Raw genomic sequence first — 20,279 nt, 5'->3', positions numbered from 1 at the left:
AAAACGGGAGGAGCAAGCTCACATGCTGCACAAAGTCCAAGAGCTCAAATGGGTCGTGCTGTGGATTCTCGTCACGATCTTCGTATTCGCGATCTTCATCCCGACGGTGAACAGAGCGCTCAATCTCTGACCGAATCGCGCATCGCGCTTTGGCGCGCTCGTCCGGGCCTCGCTCTAGAGCGGCCCGGACATAGCAGCCCCCGGACACAGCCCTTTGCCGCGCCTCCGCCCTGAAGAGCAAACGACTACGTACGGTTATGCGATCCACTGAGTCGGCGAAACTCTACGCTGCGACATTATGTAGCAAGACTGCGACTATTCGATTCGAGGTCGCCGCTTTTGCTATTTTGAACTGTTCCAATTCCGTGAAACTTCGTCGAAATGCGCGGTTTTCTTGGGATTTCGGGCCGCGAGCCGCGCGAAGACACGGCCTCGGCGACGCAGAGCCCGCCGATCTCGCTCCACGAAGGCGTGCAGCCTGTGCAAAATCGAACATTGTCTTCGGTTTTGTAATCATGAGAAAAAGTGCCATGCGGCGACGCGCGCGGCGACAAAACGGGCGAGCGCGCGAAGCTCGAGGTTCAGTCTGCACGAGGAACGCCTGGAAATGAGCGGAAATGTTCTCGACCCCGACCATCCCCGCCTGGCTCCGGCGCCCGAACGCAAGCTCGAGACGTCGATTGGACGCGAGAGACGCAGCCGGCGCCCGGATGAGAATCGCCATCGCGAGGAGGTCATTCGCGAGGTGCTCACGCGCGAGGGCGAACGCCTGTCGCAAGAGGTCATTCGCAAATTGACGAGCGATCTCGGCGTTTCCCGCGCCACCGCCTATCGCATGATCAAGACCTTCCGCAGCTGCGGCGCTGTCACCGCGCCTATGACGCGTCCGGTCGGCCGTCCCAAGGGCGCGCGCGTGCTCGATTCGGCGCGCGAGACGCTCATTCGCGACGCCATAGAGACCTTCTATCTACAGCCCTCGCGGCCGAAGTTCAGCCAGCTCGTGCGCGAGATCGCAAAGCGTTGCCTGAAGGAGCGGCTGCCGGCGCCCAATTGGCGAACCATCAAAGCGCGCGTGCACGATATCGACATTCAGACGCGTACGCGGCGACGCAGCGAAACCGAATAGAGCAAACAGCGGCGAGCAAAGGTGCGGAAGAGATCAGAGGCCACACGGCCGCTCGAGGCCGTTCAGATCGATCACGCAAAAGTCGATGTGATGATCGTCGACGAAGACGCCGGCCGGGACATCGGCCGGCCCTGGATCACGCTCGGCGTCGACGCTTTCACGCGTATGGCGACGGGCTTCTCGCTTTCTTTGGCGCCGCCCACGCGGCTTTCGGCGAGCTTTTGCATTCTCCATTCCGTCTGCGAGAAGACGCGCTGGCTGGAGGAGCGCGGAATCGGCTTCGAATGGCCGGTCGCCGGATTGCCGGAGACGATCCACGTCGATTCCAACAGCTTCTTCGGTCGCCGCGCCTTTGTGCGCGCCTGCCGCGAGACGGGCATAGAGACGATCTGGAGCGAGCCCGCCGGCGCTCGCTATGGCGCGCATATAGAAGAGCTGGTCGGCAATCGCCTGGGCTGCATCCCGCTCGTCACCAATGTCGGCCCGATGGAGCGCGGCGAGCGTGATCTCTATGTGGGGCCCCATGCGCAACGCCTCACTCTGAGCGAGCTCGAGAGCTGGCTCGCCGCCGAAATCGCCGGCGTCTATCATTGCCGCAAGCATCGCGATCTTTGCCGTGCGCCGCTGACGCTGTGGCGCAAGCATATGCGTTCCGATCTGCTGCGAATGCCGCTCGATTGCGTGAATTTCCGCCTGTCGCTGCTGCCGGACGAGGAAGGCGCGCTGGCGGAGGACGGCCTGCATCTCTTCGGCCGCCTCTATTGGTCGCGCGCGCTCGCCGATGATTTCGCGGCCGGGCGCCGGCGCATCGAGGCCCGCTACGACCCGCGCGACCTCTCGCGCATTTTCCTGCGCCGCCCTTCGGGCCGATTCGTGAAGGCGCGCGAGATGCGGCGTTTCGAGCCGCTGCGCGAAGACGAATCGGATTTGGGCGCGCTCGCCGTCGCCGCGACCTCCGATCGTCGTGCGGTAACGACGCGCCGCGAATCGACCATTGCTCCGCCTTTCGTTTCTCCCCTCTGCGAAGATGCGCCGTCGAGCGACCTCGACTTATGCGAGGACTCGGCCGGCCGCTCCTTCGTGACCAGCGAAGCGGCGACGCTATGCGTGCGCAAATGCGCCGAGGCCTGCCCTTTCACATTCGCCGATCGCTGAACGGAGAGCGGGAGATTCGCGGCGTCAGCCGCCACTCTCCCGCCGCCGGCGAATGAGCCCCGCCGTCGATCCGTCGAGCCCATCGAGCGGCGCATTCTTATTCTCGACGATCGGCGCCAAACGATTGGCCAGCTCCTTGCCGAGCTCCACACCCCATTGATCGAAGGGGTTGATGTCCCAGATCGCCGACTGCACGAAAACCTTGTGCTCATAGAGCGCGACGAGACGCCCGAGCGTGCGCGGATCGAGCTTCGAATAGAGCAGCACGCTGCTCGGCCGATCGCCAGTGAACACCTTGTGCGGCGCCAGCGCCTCGACACGCGCGGCGTCCAGCCCCGCGGCGGCGAGCTGCGCTTTCGCCTCCGCGAGCGTGCGCCCGCGCATGAAGGCCTCGCTCTGCGCGAGGCAATTGGCGAAGAGCAGCGCGTGATGATGCGCGTCGGCGTCGATCGGCTCGGCGGCGATGAGGAAATCGATCGGCGTGACGTCGGTTCCCTGATGCAGTAGCTGGAAAAAAGCGTGCTGACCATTGGTTCCCGGCTCGCCGAAGACGATCGGTCCTGTCGCGAATTCCGCGACGCCGCCGTCGCGCGTCACCGATTTGCCGTTCGACTCCATGTCGAGCTGTTGCAGATAGGCGGGAAAACGCGCGAGGCGCTGATCATAGGGAATGATCGCCTGCGCCGCCCTGCCCTCGACGTCGCGGTGAAACACGCCGATCAGCCCCATCAGCGCCGGTATGTTGTGCTCGAGCGGCGCGCTGCGGAAATGCGCGTCCATGTCGGAGCCGCCGCGTAGAAATTCCGTGAAATTCTCCGGGCCGATGGCGATGACGAGCGAGAGGCTGATGGCCGACCAGATGGAATAGCGACCGCCGACCCAATCCCAAAAGCCGAAGACGTGCGACGGATCGACGCCGAATTCTGCGACCTTGTCGAGCCGCGTCGACACGGCGGCGAAATGCGCCGCCACCGCAGCCTCCCCCAATTTCTCCACGATGAAAGCGCGCGCCAGAGCGGCGTTTGCCATCGTCTCCTGTGTCGTGAATGTCTTGGAGGAGACGACGAACAATGTGCGCGCCGGATCGAGGCCGGCGAGCGTATCCGCCATATCGGCGCCGTCGACATTGGAGACGAAATGCGCGCGCGGTCCTTTGGCGAAAGGCGAGAGCGCTCGCACGGCCATGGCAGGGCCGAGATCGGAGCCGCCGATGCCGATATTGACGATATCGGTGAAGGGCGCGCCTCCGGCGCCGCGCAATTCGCCCGAGCGCAGCGCGCGCGCAAAGGCGTAGACTTTCTCGCGCTCCGCCTCGATCGCGCCGCGCATATTCTCGCCGCCGACGATCAGCGGGCGATCCGAGAGATCGCGCAGCGCCCAATGGGCGGCGGCGCGGCCCTCGGTGAGATTGATGGGCGCGCCGGAAAACAGCGCCGCGCGCGCGCCTTCGAGATCGGCGGCGCGGGCGAGCGCGACGAGAAGACGCAAAGTCTCGCCATCGATGCGATGCTTGGAGAAATCGAAAAGGAAATCGTCGAGCGCCACAGAAAATTTCGCGAAACGATCGGCATCGGCGGCGAACAGATCGAGCGTGCGCGCGGCGCGCAAAATCCGCGCCCGCTCCTGCAGCGCCGCCATCGCTTCGAGAACGCGCGGACGGGACATTGGATTTCCTCCCGGAACGACGGCGACGCTCGCGGCGCGCCGCTTCGTTATTGTCTTCTCGGCCTTCCGCCGGAACGCGCGCCTTTGCGGCGCAACATGCTCTCGACGCACGCAATTGCGCGAATCAATTCGCCGCCCGACCTCGGCAGCCATATACGCCTGTTGCTTTCTGACTGTATTATGACACTTACATGTGTGATTTATATCGTTCAGATGACAAACGGAGGGGCCTCGGTGCGGCAAATTCCTTTCCTGGACGTGCGGGACGGCGGGCCGATCGCCCATGCGACGGCGCGCATCGCTGCGGCCGAGGCGCTGCGCGACGCCTGCCTCGCGCCCATGCCGCGCTGGGGCCATGTCTGTCTCGCGCCGCTCGATCGGCTGGCGCGATCCTGGCTGCAGAAATCCGCCTCCCGCTATTTCGAGGATTTGGAGCGCATCGCCGAGATATTGGGGTTCCATGGCGCGGCTACTCTCAACATGTCCTATCTCTTCGCCTGCACCACCCGAGCCTTCGTCGGGCCGGACGGCGCGCCCATGATCCGGCGCTCGCTCGACTGGCCCTTTCGCGGGCTCGGCCGCGGCGTCGAGATCGCCTGGGCCGCCGGGACGGCGGGCGGCTTCTACAATGTGACTTGGCCGGGAGCGGTCGGCGTTCTCACTGCAATGGCGCCGGGCCGCTTCTCCGCCGTGATCAATCAGGCGCCGATGCGCCGCCGCATCGACGGCCTCGCCGCCTTCCCTTACGATTTCGCGCTCAATCTCGCCAATGCGCTGAAATGTGAGACCGGCTGGCCGCCGGATCATCTCCTGCGCTACGCCTTCGAGACTTGCGCGACATTCGAGGAGGCGGTCGCTCTGCTGGCGCGCGAGCCGCTGGCGCGGCCGGTGCTGTTCACGCTGACCGGAACGAAGCCGCAGGAGATCGCGCTGATCGAGCGGACCGAACGCGACGCCAATGTGCTGCGCGGCCCGGTCATCGTCGCCAATGATTGGCAGCAGCCGCGCCCCGGCTGGCGCGGCCGCATGGGGCCGGAAAACAACGAGGCCCGTCGCGCGCTGATGCGGCGAACCCCGGCCGACGCCGCACCCTTCGCCTGGGCGATCCCGCCCGTGCTCAATCATACGACCCGCCTCGTCGTCGAGATGACCTCCGCCCGCGCGGATGGCCTCGCCGCGCGCGGCTATGAATGCGCGCCCTGGCGGAGCCTGCCGGAGCCGGCGACGGCGGATTTCCGCCTCGGCGACGGCGCAGCCGCCCTCGCCGCATGATTGCTTGTACCGCCTGATTACTTCGGCGCGGCCGCGCGCCTCAGCCGATCATTGATCGCCTCGCCGAGCCCATGCGCCGGAATCGGCGCCACGGCGACGGCGCGCGCCCCGCCCGCGTCCAGCTCACGCAGATAGAGGAAGAGATTGGCCGCCGCCTCGGCGAGATCGGCGGATGGGGATAAATCCAAGATCGGCCCCTCCCCGCCCCGCTCGGCGAGGCGGCCACCGAAATCGAGCCCGGCCTCGCCCGCGCGCAGCTCTTCGGCCTCCAGCCGCAGCCGCGCCATTGGCGCATAATGGGAGGCGGTCATCCCCGGCGCGACGACCGCCGCCGCGCCGCCCTCGCCCTCCAGCGGCGCGCCCAAGACCTGCTCCAGCGCCTCCCGCGCCAAGGCGCCCGGCCGCAGCAGCCGCGGCCGCGCGCCGAGAAAGGCCACGATCGTCGATTCGACGCCTTTGTCCGCACGCCCGCCGTCGATGACGAGATCGACCCTCGGCCCGATATCCCCCAGCACATGCGCCGCCGTCACCGGGCTGACATGGCCCGAGCGATTGGCCGAAGGCGCGGCAATGGGCCGCCCCGCCGCCAGAATCAGCGCCCGCGCCACCGGCGCCGAGGGAGCCCGCAGAGCGACGCTCTCGAGGCCGGCGCGGGCGAGCTCGCAAACCGAGCCGCCCGCCGCCCGCGGCGCCACCAAGGTCAGCGGCCCCGGCCAAAAGGCCTCGGCGAGCCGCAGCGCCGCCGGCGACAGCTCCGCCTCCCGCCGCGCGGCGTCGATATCGGCGACATGGGCGATGAGCGGATTGAAGCTCGGCCGTCCCTTCGCGGCGTAGATTTTCGCCACCGCGGCAGCCGAGGTCGCATCCGCGCCGAGCCCATAGACCGTCTCGGTCGGGAAAGCGACCAATCCGCCCTCCCGCAAAATTCGCCCGCCTCTCTCGATCGCCTCCTCGCCCGCCGGCGCGCGCCCCGCCGCGTCATCCTCGCCGCGCGTCATCGCGCCCCGCCATAGGGCGGAGCCGGAATGGCGATATGCGCCGCCCGCAACGCCCTCGACCAGCTCTCGCGCAAATCCCGGAAATAAGGATCGGAACCGTCTATGCGCGTCGAGACGTCGGTGCGCAGCGTATCCCGACGCAAAAGCGCGATATCGACCGGCAGGCCCACGGAGAGATTGGAGCGAATCGTCGAATCCATCGAGATGAGCCCGATCTTGAGAGCGTCGAGCACGTCGGTGTCGAAAGAGACAGCGCGGTCGAGGATCGGCTTGCCGTATTTGTGCTCGCCGATCTGCAGATAGGGCGTGTCCTGCGTACATTCGATGAAATTGCCGGCCGTATAGACCATGAACAGCCGCAGCGGGCCGGAGCCGATCTGCCCGCCGAACAACAGTGACACATCGAAGCTGACGCCGGAATCCTCCGCCCCCTCCCCCGCCATGGCGTGCGAGCGCCGCACCGCGCGGCCGACGAGTTGCGCCGCCTCCAACATGCCGGGCGCGTCGACGAGCCGCTCGATCTCGTGCGTCTCGGGGTTTTCGAGCCCCTCGGCGAGCAGAGTGACGGCGCCCTGGGTGACGGAGAGATTGCCCGCGGTGGCGAGCATCATGACGCGCTCGCCCGGCTGCTCGAAGACGTGGAGCTTGCGGAAGGTCGAGATATTGTCGAGCCCCGCATTGGTGCGGGTGTCGGCGATCATGACGAGGCCGCCGCGCACGAGAATGCCACAACAATAGGTCATCGCCGCTCCGATAGCTACCGCCCGGTTCCGACGCCGGGCGCGTCCGGAGGGCGGGCGGGCGCAACTTAGCGCATCGCAAAGGATTTGGCCGCGCGAAATTCGGCGAGCGCCCAATTTTCGATCGGGCGTTGCGGCGCGGCGCGAATCCGCTATAGGAACACTATCCCCGGCCGAAACGGCGGCTGGGCCGGTAGCTCAATGGTTAGAGCCGGCCGCTCATAACGGTCTGGTTGCAGGTTCGAGTCCTGCCCGGCCCACCAATGAAATCAATAACTTATAAAACTCGCTCATTTCGCCCCGCACCGATTAGCGCACCGAAACCTTACTTTCGGCCGATCGCCAGCGCCGCCTCGTCCTGGTAGTCGGACGCAAGGTGGCCGTAATGCTCGATAATCATTTGCTCGCTTGTCCCCAGGAAATCCGCGACCTTGCGGGTCGGCAAGCCCTTCGTGACAAGCCATGACGCGCAAGAGTGCCGGAGCGTGTAGGCCGTGACTCCGGCGTCCAGCTTCGCGAGCGTCACCGCGCGACCGAGAGCAACCTTTACTGATTGAACCGGCTCGCCGTTGAAGGTGACGATATGACCAATAACGCGCTCGCCGTCGCGTATTGCCGAAGAGGCGCGCGGCGTGCTGTTCGAGGGTAAGCGCAAGGGCGATGGCTTCGCGGCCGTGCTGAATAGGCGCTATGCCGGTATCGCCATTGAGGGAAAGCGGCGAGCGAATGTGAATCACTTCGTCGTAAGGAAGGACGCGGGACTCGCCTGCGTCGCCCACGGCCTCGGCCGACCCGTCTAGGTTCCCCTGCCCTGCGACGGGATTAATCCGATAGCTCGGCTCGCCGGTCGCATAATTAATAAGCATCGTGACCGAGCCGGGAACGGGCCGGATGATCTCGACGACGCGACCGTCAATCTTGTTCGCGTATGCGTAGGCGTCACCGTGCAGCATCGCGTCTTGCGCGAGTTGGGCGCGAAGGTCGCTTGAAGCCGTCCAATCGTTCGGCGAATCGGCGACTAGATCGAAGGCCGGATGATCGGTCACGGGTTCTTTGCCGCCCGCGTCGGTATGGCGAAAGAGGCTGAAGGGAAGCGTTCCGATGGCGCTCGAAATAAGTTGGATATCCCGACGATCATGTCGACGCGCGACTCGGGCGCATGTTACGGGCGGCGGAGCTCTCCTCCAGCGGGCCTCGATCGCGTTCGCTTCATCATCGAGGTCGGGCCGCCGCTCGGAGCCTTTCAGGAAGCGCCTCGGCTGGCGATCTTCTCGTCCACTCACCGACGCCGCCGAAAAGCTGATGAAACCGGCCGAAGCGGATCTCTCCAGACCTCGATCCAATCGAGAAAGCGCATTTGCGGAAAATCGCCGAGCGACCGGTTACCGGCTCGATATGCGTGAACGGCGATCGTCACGAACCCGTCAAGTCTCTTCGCTACTTCCAAACGAGAAGCCAGTTTGTTCGAAATAATCGAACAACAAAGGTTTCGAGACATCGATTGGAGTGGCGCACTTGCTCGGCCTTCAGCAGGCTTCGGTTACCTACCCCGGCGGACGAACGGCGCTGACCCCGACCGATATCCAATTCGCCGAAGGACAGATCACAGTCCTGCTCGGCCCGTCCGGAGCTGGAAAGTCATCCATCCTGCGCCTGCTCAACGGCCTCGTTCCGCCATCGCAGGGAGCGGTCGTCCGCAAAGGGATCGGCTCTTTGGAGCAGCCGCTCGCCATGCGCGCGCATCGCCTCTCGACGGCGATGATCTTCCAGCAGCATCACCTGATCGGACGTTTGACGGTTCTCGACAATGTGCTGCTCGGCCGGCTGGGCGCGTGGAGCTGGCTGCAAACCATCTTGCCGCCGAGCCGCAGAGACCGCCTTCTGTCAATCGCCGCGCTGGACCGTGTCGGCTTGGCGGCGCGCGCGCTCGACCGCGCCGACGGGCTCTCCGGCGGCGAGCAGCAGCGCGTCGGGATCGCCCGAGCGATGGCGCAACGGCCGTCGATCATTCTCGCCGACGAACCCATCGCGAGCCTCGACCCCGCCTCGGCGGAGCGCATGCTGGGCGATCTGCGCCGCATTTGCTGCGACGACGGACTGACCGCCATCGTCAGCCTGCATCAGGTCGAGTTCGCGCGCCGTTTCGCCGATCGGATCGTCGGCGTGCGGCATGGCGGCATCGTGTTCGACGGTCCGCCCGCCGCGCTCGACGATCACGCGGTCGACCAAATTTACGGCGTCGAGCGTCCAGCCGGCGCGCTCGCCGCGGAATAGGCCCACTACGCAAGGGAGCTGTACAATGGATCGCAGACGCTTTCTCTCGGCCGCCGCCGGCCTCGCCCTCGTCGGCGCGACCGCAACGCCCGGCCATGCCGCCAAGCCGAAAACACTGCGCGTCGCGCTTCTTCCGGACGAGAACGCCGCAGCCATCATCCAGAGCGCGCAGCCCTTCAAAGCCTATCTCGAGCAGGCGCTGGGCAGGCCGGTCGAAATCATCGTGACGACCGATTATTCCTCGATGATCGAGGCGATGCGGTTCCATCGCATCGAAGTGGCCTATTTCGGCCCGCTCTCCTATGTACTCGCCAAATCCAAAGCGCCGGCGATCGAGCCTTTCGCGGTAGGTCTCAGCAAAGGCTCGCCGACCTATCGCAGCGTGATCGTCGCGCTCGCCGACGGCCCCGTGAAGACGATCGGCGACATCAAAGGCAAGACCTTCGGCTTCGGCGACGACGCCTCGACCTCCAGCCATCTCATTCCGCGCGCTTATCTCGCCCGTCACGGACTGGTCGCCAGCGCGGATTACAGATTCGTCCATCTCGGCGCCCATGACGCGGTGGCGCGCGCGGTTCAGGGCGGGCAGGTCCAGGCGGGCGGCCTGAGCAAGGCGATTTTCGACTCGCTGGTCGCCAAGGGCTCCATCGACGGCGCCAAGATCAAGGTTCTCGCCGAGAGCGATCCGATTCCCAACTATCCGATGGTGATGCAGGGCGATCTCGACTCCGATCTGAAAATGGCGATCAAGAAAGCCTTTCTCGACCTCAAAGACCGAGAGATCCTGAAGACCTTCCGCGCGGACGGGTTCGTCACCACCGGCGATTCCGCGTACGACATCCTACGCGAGACCGCCAAAGTGCTGTCGCTCGACCTGACCAAGATCAAGGGATGAGCGCCGAAGCCGCCCATGACGCCATGAACGCACATGACGCCATGATCTCCCACGACGCAATGATCGCCCGCGACGACAGATCGCGGGCGAAACGCCTATTCCTCGTCGCCTCGCTCGCGGTGGTCGTGCTGGCCTCTATGTGGACGACCGGCGTGCTCGACCCCGAACGCTTCGCCGACGCCTGGCCCGCGATCGCGCAGATCTCACGCGAAATGTTTCCGCCCGATTTTCGACGCGCCTCGCAATGGGCCCTGCCTCTGCTCGACACTTTCACAATGTCGATCTCCGGCACCGCATTGGCCGTCGCCCTCGCGGCGCCGCTGTCGCTGCTGGCGGCGCGGACGACGACGCCGAGCATGATCCATTATCGCGCCGCGCGTCTGCTGCTGAATCTGCTGCGCTCGATTCCCGAGCTGATCATGGGCATTCTCTTCGTCGCCTTCGTCGGATTCGGATCGCTGCCGGGCGTGCTCGCGCTCGGCCTGCATTCCGCCGGCATGGTGGCGAAATTCTTCGCCGAGAGCATAGAGCACGCCGATCCCAAGCCGTTGGAAGTCGCGCGCGCCGCCGGCGCGACGCCGTTTCAGATCATCTGGCGCGCGCTGCTGCCGCAAATTCTGCCGCAGCTCGCCGACACCGCCATCTATCGTTGGGAATATAATTTCCGGGCCTCCACCGTGCTCGGCGCGGTGGGCGCGGGCGGCATCGGCTTCGAGCTGATCTCGTCGCTGCGCATCCTCGATTACGCGCAGGTCTCGGCGATCATCATCTGCATTTTCGTCTGCGTGACAATCGTCGATGGCGTCGGCGCGCTGCTGCGCGAGAGACTGGAATGAAAGAACGAGAAGAATGACCGAAACGCCGTCGATCGTCGTCACCAATCGCATTTTCGCCGAAACCGCCGAGCGTCTCGCGACGGTCGGAACGGTCGTCGTCAATCCGTCGGAAGAGCCATGGCCGCACGACGAGCTGCTCGGCCACGCCTCGCGGGCCGAAGCAATGATGGCGTTCATGACCGACCGAATAGATGCGGCGTTTCTCGCCGCCTGTCCGAAGCTGAAGATCATCGCCGCGGCGCTGAAGGGCTACGACAATATCGACGTCGCCGCGGCGGAAGAGGCCGGGGTGTGGGTCTCTATCGTGCCGGATCTCCTCACGGCGCCGACCGCCGAGCTCGCCATTGCGCTGATGTTGGCGCTCGGACGCAATGTCCTCGCCTCCGACAGGCGAATTCGCGCGGAGGGGTTCCACGGCTGGCGTCCGACGTTCTATGGACGCGGCCTCGCCGGCGCCACCGTCGGAATCATCGGCTATGGCGCCGTCGGCCAGGCGATCGCGCGCCGCCTCTCCGGATTCGATTGCCGAATTCTCGCGACCGATCTCAATTTCGCGTCCGATGAAACAACCGAGCTCGCGCCCTTCGAGCGGATCATCGCTGTTTCGGATTATGTGGTTCTGGCGCTGCCCCTGACGTCTGCGACCAAATATATTCTCGATCGCGAGACGATCGCGCGGATGAAGCCGGGCGCGCTTCTGGTCAATCCGGCGCGCGGCTCGCTGGTCGATGAGGCGGCCGTCGCCGAGGCTCTCGCATCCGGCCATCTCGCCGGCTATGCGGCGGATGTCTTTCAATGCGAAGACTGGGCGCAAGCGGATCGCCCGAGCGGCGTCGACCCGCGTCTCATTGCGCCCGACGCGCCGACTGTTCTGACGAGCCACATAGGTTCGGCCGTCATAGAGGTGCGCCGCGCCATCGAAGCTTCGGCGGCGGAGAGCATCATCGAGGCGCTGTCCGGCCACGCGCCGCGCGAATTGGCGAATTTTCGGCAAAAGTGACGAATGTGCTGAATTTGAATCATGTCCAGACCTTGCTGAAGGTCATAGAGCTCGGCGGCTTTCGCGCCGCCGCGCGTCAGCTCGGTCTGTCGGCCTCGACGGTCGTCGAGCATGTCGATCAGCTCGAAGCGGAATTGGGCGTCCGCATTCTGGTGCGCGACCGCGGCAAAGTGGCGCTCACCGAGCAGGGACGTTTGTTCGAGCCCCTGGCGCTCGCTTTGATGGAGATCGAGTCGCATTGTCGTTCGCTGCGATCGTCGCGACCACTGCGCGTCGCCGCGGCGAGCAATGTCGGCGTCTATCTGCTGCAACCAGCGCTCGCCTCCTTCGCCGCCGCCCATGGCGCCGAGATCGAGCCCTGGATCGGCGCCAATCCCGCGGTCGCAGAGCGTCTGGAATCCGGAAAGGCCGATGTCGCGCTCATGGAATGGTGGGACGATCGTCCGTCCTTCGTGGCGCGTCCGTGGCGAAAAGAGCCCATGGTCCTGGTCGCGCCCACGAGCCATGAATGGGCCCGTCGCGGCGAGATCGATCCCGAGGAATTGACGAGCGAGCCCCTGCTCGGCGGCGAGAGCGGCACGGGGACAGGCGCGGCGTTGCGCCGCGCTCTCGGACCGCTCGCGGAGAGTCTGAAAGTTCGAGCCGGCTATGGCAGCACAGAAGGGGTCAAGCGCGCTGTCCGGGCCGGACTCGGCGTGTCTATCGTCCTGTCCGCGGCTGCACGCGAAGAAATCGCCGATGGATTGCTCGCCTCGGTCGCGATCCGAGGCGTTCGGCTGGAAAAAGAGATAATGATCGTCTCGAGGAGCTGGTTCAGCGCAAGCCCATCGATCCAGACGCTCATCGAGCATCTGGTCGACGAAGCGAGAATATGATCGCCCGCATCCGTCCAGGCGCCATACCGCGTCGGCCGAGCGACATCGGCAATGATCGGCGCCCGCACGCCGCGAGCCGCCGCAGCAGCCGAGCGCCGGCGTCCCGCCAGCCTCGCGCGGTCAGCCGCGGCGTCCAGAAACGAAATCGCCGACGAGCCGGCTGCGCGGCGTCTCGAATATTTGGCGGCTCGGTCCCGCTTCGACGAGGCGCCCGTCCACCATGAACAAGACACGGATGAGACAGAGGCTGCGCCGCGCGCGACAGGAGTCTCGCGGTCGCGGTTGTTCTCGGCCTCGAGCGAGGCGATCGGCCGTGTTGCGTTTCGGCAACATGGACGAGGCTTTTGATCGTCCGCCGCTCCCCGACCTTGACTCTATGTGGGCTCCAGGGGTTCCGTAAGCGATATGGACAGGTTCGCGCTTTGGCCGAAAGGAGCCGCCCGCCTATTGATCGCGGGCCTCTTGGCTTGGGCGCTGGTCTTGTCGGGAATGGCCGCCGCGTCGGCCCACATGGTCGGCCAAGGCGTCGCCGCAGCGGATTTTGGTCATTGCGCCGCGCCTGGCGGCTCCGACGACCATCGCTCCCCCGGGCTAAATTCGTGCTCCTGCTGCATTCCCTGTCGCTCGAGTCAGCTCGACAGTCCGACCGGAACTCTCTCGTCCTTTCCGAAAGGCGAAACTTTTTCATTCCCGGCCGCCGCGATCACTCCGATCGATGTTTTTCAAACCGTAGAGAAATCGTCCCCGGCCGGCTGGATCAGCTCCTGGTCGTCGCGCGCGCCGCCGGCGCGCTGATCGCTCGAGACGATATTTTCCTGCTCGGGCCGCTTCCCCGGCGAATGGGGCCATTCCTCGTTTTCACGATCTGCCCATTGTCTGGACCGCCGAATGGACGGGAAGCTCCCGTGCGTCGGCGTCGAGCCCGATCTTTCGTCGGAAGCCGCATATGGTGGACAAGACAACAGCTTCGTTCCGCGCGCTCTTCATGAGCAACCGGCGCGCGCTCTTACGATATTTGACGCGACGCGTGGGTCGCGAGAATGCGCCCGATCTGCTTCAGGAGACTTTCGTGCGCCTTTTGACGCGCGAGACGGCGGCCGAGATCGTCGATCCTCCCGCCTATCTGCGCCGCACCGCGGGAAATCTCGCCAAGGATTTCGCTCGGCATCGGGCGCTCGAGCGAAAAATCGTCGATGCCGATGCGGACTCCTGCGACGCCGCATCGGAGGAGCCGAGCGCCGAACATCTCGTCGAGGACGCTCAGCGAAGGGCGCGACTGGCGAAAGCCGTCGCCGCCCTGCCGCCGCGCTGCCGGGAGATTTTCGAAATGCGCGTCGGTCAGAACATGTCGCAGCGCGACATCGCCGCAACGCTGGGCATTTCGCGAAAGACGGTCGAGCAGCACTTCCGTCTCGCAATGGAGCGATGCCGCACGGCGATAAAATAGCGGGTGCGGACCCTTCCATTCCAGCTTCTTACGCGTCTAAAGAAACTGAGACGGCGGCGCGCGCGGCCGATGGACTGCGCCGCCCGAGGCTGTCTTGCCGAAATCCTGCGCCGGAGGCGATGATTTTTCGATGAGCCGAGACGACGAGCCGAACCGGGACGCCGATCCCTCCGCGACGGCGCTCGCGTGGTGGGTCAAATGCGACGCCGGTCCGCTCTCCGCCGCCGATCGCGTGGCTTTCGCGGCTTGGCTCGCCGCCGATCCCGCCCATCGCGCGGCCTTCGATGAGGCGGCGCATTTGTTCAGCGAGGTGCAGGATCTGTGGACCGGAGGCCAGGTGAGCGCCCGGAAGCGGCCCGCGCGGGTCGCCCCGGTCGCGGCGCTACTCGCCGCCTCGCTGGCGGCATTTCTGCTCTTCGACGAGCTGGCTCTCCGCTTTCGCGCCGACGTCCTCACCGGAACCGGCGAGACTCGCGTCGTCGAGCTGGAGGACGGCTCTCGCGCGCATCTGTCGGCGCGCTCGGCGCTCGCCATTCGTTACCGCGCCGGCGAGCGACGCCTCGCCTTGCTCGCCGGAGAAGCCTATTTCGAGGCGGCGCCCGATCCGGCGCGCCCCTTCGTGGTGGAGGCGGCGGGCGCGACTGTGACCGCTCTCGGCACGGCCTTCGACATTGCTCTCGAGGACAAATCGAACGCCGAGGTCGCCGTCGCCGAGCATAGGGTGGCGGTCGCGAGCGGCGGCGCCCGCGCCATTGTGGAGGAAGGCCGGCACAGCCGTTTCGGCGCCGGCGCCCCGATCACCGAGCCGGCGCCGGTCGATTTCTTTCGCATCGGCGGCTGGCGGCGCGGACGCCTCGTCTTCGAGGATGAGCCGCTCGCCGATGTGCTGGCGACGCTCGGCCGCTATCACCATGGCTTTTTGTTCGCGGCTCCCTCTGTGCGGGGCCTGCTCGTGACCGGCTCCTTCGACGCGGCCAATCCGATCGGCGCCGCGAGCGCTCTCGAAGCCGCGTTGGGCGTGAAGACGCTCTCTATAAGCAAATATATGATTTTTATATATAAATAGGAGTGGAGACGGCGCGGCGCGGTCGATCGCGCCGAAAAGTGAAAATAATTCGCAGACCCGACCCTTCCAAACGCCTCCGCCGGTCGTCCTGATCAATGGGGACGCGCTCGTCCCCGGCAAAGAGCGAGAAAGCGGCGGATGAGGCGCAAGGGTTTGGGTCGGAGGGACGAGCGTATGAGCGCGGTTCTCGCGGCGGCGGCGATGGGAGCTTTCACATTCGGCGCGGATGCGCCGGCGGCGGCCCATGCCCGGATGCAGGCGGCGGAGATCGCCGCGGAAGTGCAATCCTATCGCATTCCGGCCGGATCGGTCGGCATGGCGCTGGCCCGCATCGCCGAGCAGAACGGCGTGCAGATGGTGTTCCTCGCCGGGCTGACGCGCAATGTGAAGACCGTCGGATTGACGGGAGACTATACGCTCGGCGCAGCGCTGGACCAGCTGCTGGCGGGAACGGGGCTGAGCTATCGCCTCGCTGACAATCACCGCGACGTGTTCATCATTCTGGCGCAGAACGATCGTGGGACGATGAACGACGCCTCCGGCGCGACGCCGCTGCCGGTGATCAATGTGGGCGCGGAGGAAAAGGAGAGGTCTGGACGCGGAACAGGCGCGCCGCAGGGGCCGGGCGACCGCTACACAGGGTATTATAACGCTCAGAACGCACCCTCGACGCTGAAAACAGACACGCCGCTGCTGAAGACGCCGATCGCGGTCGAGGTGGTGACGCGCCAGACGATGGACGATCAGCAGGCGATCAGCGTCAACGACGCGCTGCTCTCCAATGTCAGCGGCGTGACGCAGGGCATCAGCGGCATCGAGCTGTTCAAGGTGCGCGGCTTCTATAGCACCGTCGGCAATGTCTACAAGAACGGGCTGATGGAATATAGGCTGCGCAATCTCGACACGACCAACCTTCAATCAATCGAGGTGCTGAAAGGTCCGGCCGCCATGCTGTTCGGCAGAGGCGAGCCCGGCGGCATCATCAATCTGGTCGTCAAGCGTCCGCTCGAGACGCCCTATTTTTCATTGCACCAACAGGTGAAATCCTTCGGCGGGACACGAACGACGCTCGACGCCACCGGGCCGCTGAACGACGAAAAGAGCGTTCTCTACCGATTCAACGGCGAATTCTACAGCACCGATTCCTATCGCAATTTCGTGACCGACCGGAATCTCTTCATCGCGCCGACGATCACGATTCGGCCGGTCGAACAATTCAAGATGAACATCGACTTCGAATATCAGAACAAGACCTATGTCGACGACTATCCGATCTTCCCTGCGATCGGCGGCGCTCCGGCCAATATTCCGGTGAGCCGATATTTGGGCGAGCCGTCCATTATGAATTCGACCCCCAACCACTTCGAGCGCAAGCGCATCGCCTATGACGCCACTTACGAATTCCTTCCCGGCTGGAGCCTGACGAACCGGCTCAGCTATTACCATATCGATACGAGGAACGAGAATCTCTCGATACTTGGCGTCAATCAGGCGACGGGCGTGATGAACCGTGTCGTGAATTTCCTGCCCGGCTATGGCGAGGACAGCTTCGGTGCCAATCTCGATCTGAAGGGACATTTCTCGACCGGGCCGATCGAGCATTCCGTGCTGCTCGGATATGATTATTTCGGGACCTACCTGCCCGTGAACCTCACCTATTTCTTCAGCCCGATCAGAGCGATCAATATTTATGCGCCCACTTATTGGCTACCCGAGAACCCCTATCGAGGGATCGCCAGCTACGGCGCGGCGGGTCAGAAATGGACCGGCGTCTACGGCCAGGACATGCTCTCCTTCTTCGACGATTCGGTACATGTGCTGCTCGGCGGCCGCTACGACTGGACGGAAACGGGCTCGAACAAGATCGGCACGTCCGACTATGCCGCGCGCGCCTCTTATGTGAATGTCTACTCCAACGCCTTCAGCCCGCGCGTCGGCGTCGTCTACCAGCCGCTTCCCTGGCTGTCGCTGTTCGGCGATTTCACGCAGTCCTTCGGCGCGAACAACGGCACGACGCAAAATCTCGCGCCTCTGGCTCCGCAGAAAGGCGAGCAATATGAAGCAGGCGTCAAGGCGGAGCTCCTCGACAAGCGCCTCTCGCTGACGATGGCCTATTTCGACATCGTCAAGTCCAACGTCCCCTATACCGATCCGACGAACACGCAAAACACGCTGCTGATCGGCAAGGCCCGCAGCCAGGGCTTCGAATTCGATCTGACCGGCCGCATCGACGACAATTGGAGCGTGATCGCCAATTATACGCATGACGATGTGCGCACCGTGGAGGGATCGCCCTCTTATAATCCGCTCACCCTCATCACGACCCAGATCGCCGTCTCTGGAAAGAAGCTGGCGGGGAGCCCGCGCAATTACGGGAACCTCTGGGTGAAATATGACGCGGACGGCGATTTCCGCGGTCTTGGTCTCGGCGCCGGCGTGTCGGTCTCCGAGAGCTATCTCGGCGACAATGCGAATTCCTTCGTCGTGCCGGGCTATGCGATCGTCAATGGCATGATCTCCTACACGACGCAGATCGCCGGCCTCACCGTGACGGGTCAGCTGAATGTGAAGAACATCGGCGATGCGAGATATTTTCCGGCCTCTTACGACCGCTACACAATCCAGACCGGAACGCCGCGCACTTTCCTCGGCTCTCTGCGCGTGGAGTTCTAGAGTTTCCAGCCGAAGCGGACGCCGGTTCGGCGTTGGAAACGCGTCAAAACAAAAGCCTGGAGTCTTTCCGTATTTCAATGAAACACGGAAAGACTCTAGCCGAGCGCATGAGCCGCCAGCGCATAGGCGATCCAGACAAACCCCACGGACGACACGAGGAAGCTCAGAGCCGTGTAGACCTTCCACAAAGGCTTGCTCCAGAAGCTCGGATCGAAGGCCGCGATGGTGAAGACCGTCGGATTGGAAAATCCGCCGATGGCGACGCACCAGCAAGCGATAAGGGGAAGCTCGACTCCAGAGCCGTAGAATCCGACGCCGAACAGCGCCATCAACGCATAGTCGACATGCGCTCTGATCATCGTCTTATAATCGATGACGAAGCTGTCGACGGCCTTTATCGGGAACCATTTCGCGAATGTCATCAGCCACGCTGTCGTAATGAGAGCGATGATACAGGCCGCGGAGCTGACAAGCAGGATTTTCATCGGCGTTTCCTTGTAATTTTTCAGTGGCCTAGCCTGTTCTCATCCGGCGTGGCCGCTCGCGGCTCTAGAAAATTGCCCGAGTATATCTGGGCAATTGTCCCGACAGCGGAGAATTTCCCGGCGGCTGGGGGCTGCAGGAAGCGAGGGCGCCATGACGGCGGCGGCAGGGAGCCTCGAGCGCGCCCGAGCGTTTCGGGACCGCGCCTCGTCTTCGGCAGATCGACGCGGGAGACGCCGAAGCAACGAGACGCGGCGCTGAATCGATCTTTCGCGTGGACCCACGAGCGCGGATGGCGCGAACATGGCGGACGCGCCTCGCTGCGCGAGAGCGCTTCGACCGAAGGCTCTCTCTTTCCTCGCCGGCGCTTTCCGACCGACCGGCGCGCTGTCTCTATTCCGTCGCGACGGCGGTCTCGACGTCGCTCGGGTCGATGCGCCGCGCGAGGCCGGCGGCGAGCTTGCCGTGATCGAGCTCGCCCTCCCACCAGGCGACGACGATGGCCGCGACGCCATTGCCGCAAATATTGGTGAGCGCGCGGCACTCGCTCATGAATTTATCGACGCCGATGACGATGGCCATGCCCGGCGCGAGACGCGGGTCGATAGAGGAGAGCGTCGCGCCGAGCGTGATGAAGCCCGCCCCGGTCACACCCGACGCGCCTTTCGATGTCAGCATGGCGACAGTGAGGATGACGAATTGCTGTCCCCCCGTGAGATGCACGCCGAGCGCCTGAGCGATGAACAGGCTGGTCAATGTCATATAGATATTGGTGCCGTCGAGATTGAAGGAATAGCCTGTCGGCACCACGAGGCCGACGACCGATTTCGAGCAGCCCAAACGCTCGAGCTTCTCCATCAGCTGCGGCAGCGCGCTCTCCGAGGATGAGGTGCCGAGCACGATCAGCAATTCGTCGCGAATATAGGCGAGGAATCGCAATATATCGAAGCCGACGATGCGCGCGACGAGGCCGAGCGCGACGATCACGAAGAGGATGGACGTGACATAGAAGGAGCCGACCAGCCAGGCGAGATTGAGCAGCGATTGCGAGCCATATTTGCCGACCGTGTAGCCCATGGCGCCGAAAGCGCCGATCGGCGCGGCCTTCATTACAATGGCGATGACGCCGAACATGGCGTGGCCGGCCTCGTCGATGAAGCCGCGCAGCGCCCTGCCCCGCTCGCCCATCGCCATCAGCGCGAAGCCGAATAGGATGGAGAACAGCAAAACTTGCAGAATGTCGGCCTTGGCGAAGGCGCCGATGACGCTGTCGGGAATAACGCCGAGCACGAATTCCACCGGCGTGCGCTGCGCGCCGGGCTCGAGAAATTTGGCGACGGCGGCGGGGTCCGCCTTGCCGGAGAAACCTTCGCCTGGACGCAGCACATTGCCGACGAGGAGCCCGAGCGCCAGAGCGATCGTCGAGACGACCTCGAAATAGATGAGCGCCTTCATGCCGACGCGGCCGACCTTGGCGGCGCTCTCGAGATGGGCGATGCCGGAGACGATGGTGCAGAAGATGATCGGCGCGATCACCATTTTGATGAGATTGACGAAGCCCTTGCCCATCGCCTCCATCCAGGGGCTCTGGGCGATGTCGGGGAAATAGACGCCGAGCAGCGCGCCGAGCACGATCGCCGCGAGCACCTGGAGATAGAGGCTATGCGCGTTTTTGCGCGGCGGCGCCTCGGCAATGGCGGCTGCGGTCAATTTTGGTCCCTCTTTCCAGCTATTCGATCGACTGTTCCTAGACCTGGAGAAGAGAGCCGGCAAT

17 protein-coding genes, 1 tRNA gene and 1 pseudogene are annotated in these 20,279 nt (G+C 64.4%); 12 read left to right on the top strand and 7 right to left on the bottom strand.

The window, feature by feature from the left end; translation table 11 throughout:
* Positions 1 to 607 precede the first annotated feature (607 nt).
* Together C5689_RS12220 and C5689_RS12215 are read left to right on the top strand one after the other, a co-directional pair.
* On the top strand, positions 608 to 1,126 hold the full coding sequence (locus C5689_RS12220; RefSeq protein WP_108917547.1) for a transposase: 519 nt from the start codon (positions 608 to 610) through the stop codon (positions 1,124 to 1,126).
* Between the two features lie 21 nt (positions 1,127 to 1,147).
* Positions 1,148 to 2,281, top strand: a complete 1,134-nt coding sequence (locus C5689_RS12215) for a Mu transposase C-terminal domain-containing protein (protein ID WP_108917546.1) — start codon at positions 1,148 to 1,150, stop codon at positions 2,279 to 2,281.
* Positions 2,282 to 2,305: 24 nt separating this feature from the next.
* On the opposite strand, the gene pgi is transcribed toward C5689_RS12215, so the two are convergent.
* Positions 2,306 to 3,946 carry a glucose-6-phosphate isomerase gene (gene pgi / locus C5689_RS12210; protein ID WP_108917545.1) on the bottom strand — a complete coding sequence of 547 codons (1,641 nt, stop codon included), beginning with the start codon at positions 3,944 to 3,946 and terminating at the stop codon, positions 2,306 to 2,308.
* A 234-nt stretch (positions 3,947 to 4,180) separates the two neighbouring features.
* Here pgi and C5689_RS12205 point away from each other — a divergent pair, with 234 nt between their 5' ends.
* Positions 4,181 to 5,218 carry a C45 family peptidase gene (locus tag C5689_RS12205; RefSeq protein WP_166145616.1) on the top strand — a complete coding sequence of 346 codons (1,038 nt, stop codon included), beginning with the start codon at positions 4,181 to 4,183 and terminating at the stop codon, positions 5,216 to 5,218.
* Between the two features lie 17 nt (positions 5,219 to 5,235).
* On the opposite strand, the gene C5689_RS12200 is transcribed toward C5689_RS12205, so the two are convergent.
* Entirely contained in the window at positions 5,236 to 6,216 is a 981-nt protein-coding gene (locus tag C5689_RS12200) for an L-threonylcarbamoyladenylate synthase (protein ID WP_108917544.1), read from the bottom strand.
* Positions 6,213 to 6,959, bottom strand: coding sequence for a proteasome-type protease (locus C5689_RS12195; protein ID WP_108917543.1), 747 nt, complete (start codon positions 6,957 to 6,959; stop codon positions 6,213 to 6,215). The genes C5689_RS12200 and C5689_RS12195 overlap by 4 nt, the downstream gene beginning before the upstream one ends.
* 184 nt (positions 6,960 to 7,143) lie before the next feature.
* Here C5689_RS12195 and C5689_RS12190 point away from each other — a divergent pair.
* Positions 7,144 to 7,219 (top strand) — tRNA-Ile (locus tag C5689_RS12190).
* 62 nt (positions 7,220 to 7,281) lie between these two features.
* Here the strand turns inward: C5689_RS12190 and C5689_RS12185 are convergent.
* Together C5689_RS12185 and C5689_RS19120 are read right to left on the bottom strand one after the other, a co-directional pair.
* The gene (locus C5689_RS12185) at positions 7,282 to 7,611 is read right to left on the bottom strand and encodes a tyrosine-type recombinase/integrase (protein WP_244594681.1); all 330 of its coding nucleotides are present in this window, start codon (positions 7,609 to 7,611) and stop codon (positions 7,282 to 7,284) included.
* Between the two features lies 1 nt (position 7,612).
* A pseudogene (locus C5689_RS19120) lies at positions 7,613 to 8,239 on the bottom strand (phage portal protein); the annotation flags it as partial.
* Between the two features lie 223 nt (positions 8,240 to 8,462).
* Between C5689_RS19120 and C5689_RS12175 the strand changes: the two are divergent.
* The 8 genes from C5689_RS12175 (at position 8,463) to C5689_RS12135 (ending at position 18,022) form a co-directional block, all read left to right on the top strand.
* Positions 8,463 to 9,230: a phosphonate ABC transporter ATP-binding protein gene (locus C5689_RS12175; protein ID WP_244594680.1), complete on the top strand. Its 768-nt coding sequence runs from the start codon at positions 8,463 to 8,465 to the stop codon at positions 9,228 to 9,230.
* A gap of 25 nt (positions 9,231 to 9,255) precedes the next feature.
* Positions 9,256 to 10,125, top strand: coding sequence for a phosphate/phosphite/phosphonate ABC transporter substrate-binding protein (gene phnD / locus C5689_RS12170; protein WP_108917541.1), 870 nt, complete (start codon positions 9,256 to 9,258; stop codon positions 10,123 to 10,125).
* Positions 10,122 to 10,961: a phosphonate ABC transporter, permease protein PhnE gene (phnE, locus tag C5689_RS12165; protein WP_244594679.1), complete on the top strand. Its 840-nt coding sequence runs from the start codon at positions 10,122 to 10,124 to the stop codon at positions 10,959 to 10,961. The genes phnD and phnE overlap by 4 nt, the downstream gene beginning before the upstream one ends.
* A gap of 13 nt (positions 10,962 to 10,974) precedes the next feature.
* On the top strand, positions 10,975 to 11,961 hold the full coding sequence (locus C5689_RS12160; RefSeq protein ID WP_108917540.1) for a phosphonate dehydrogenase: 987 nt from the start codon (positions 10,975 to 10,977) through the stop codon (positions 11,959 to 11,961).
* 5 nt (positions 11,962 to 11,966) lie between these two features.
* Complete coding sequence (locus tag C5689_RS12155) at positions 11,967 to 12,836, top strand: LysR family transcriptional regulator (RefSeq protein WP_158271807.1); 870 nt, start codon at positions 11,967 to 11,969, stop codon at positions 12,834 to 12,836.
* A gap of 946 nt (positions 12,837 to 13,782) precedes the next feature.
* A complete protein-coding gene (locus tag C5689_RS12145; RefSeq protein ID WP_108917537.1) occupies positions 13,783 to 14,283 on the top strand; it encodes an RNA polymerase sigma factor in 501 nt (166 codons plus the stop codon).
* A gap of 130 nt (positions 14,284 to 14,413) precedes the next feature.
* Positions 14,414 to 15,349, top strand: coding sequence for a FecR family protein (locus C5689_RS12140; RefSeq protein WP_108917561.1), 936 nt, complete (start codon positions 14,414 to 14,416; stop codon positions 15,347 to 15,349).
* A gap of 174 nt (positions 15,350 to 15,523) precedes the next feature.
* Positions 15,524 to 18,022, top strand: coding sequence for a TonB-dependent siderophore receptor (locus tag C5689_RS12135; RefSeq protein WP_108917536.1), 2,499 nt, complete (start codon positions 15,524 to 15,526; stop codon positions 18,020 to 18,022).
* Positions 18,023 to 18,117: 95 nt separating this feature from the next.
* Here the strand turns inward: C5689_RS12135 and C5689_RS12130 are convergent, their stop codons facing one another.
* Positions 18,118 to 18,507 carry a hypothetical protein gene (locus tag C5689_RS12130; RefSeq protein ID WP_108917535.1) on the bottom strand — a complete coding sequence of 130 codons (390 nt, stop codon included), beginning with the start codon at positions 18,505 to 18,507 and terminating at the stop codon, positions 18,118 to 18,120.
* A gap of 391 nt (positions 18,508 to 18,898) precedes the next feature.
* A complete protein-coding gene (gene dctA / locus C5689_RS12125; protein ID WP_108917534.1) occupies positions 18,899 to 20,215 on the bottom strand; it encodes a C4-dicarboxylate transporter DctA in 1,317 nt (438 codons plus the stop codon).
* Between the last annotated feature and the right edge of the window lie 64 nt (positions 20,216 to 20,279).

Source organism: Methylosinus sporium, from assembly GCF_003113265.1.
GTDB classification, from domain to species: Bacteria; Pseudomonadota; Alphaproteobacteria; order Rhizobiales; family Beijerinckiaceae; genus Methylosinus; species Methylosinus sporium.
The sequence above is the reverse complement of the archived record's forward strand: the minus strand, read 5'-3'. Positions and strand labels throughout refer to the sequence as shown.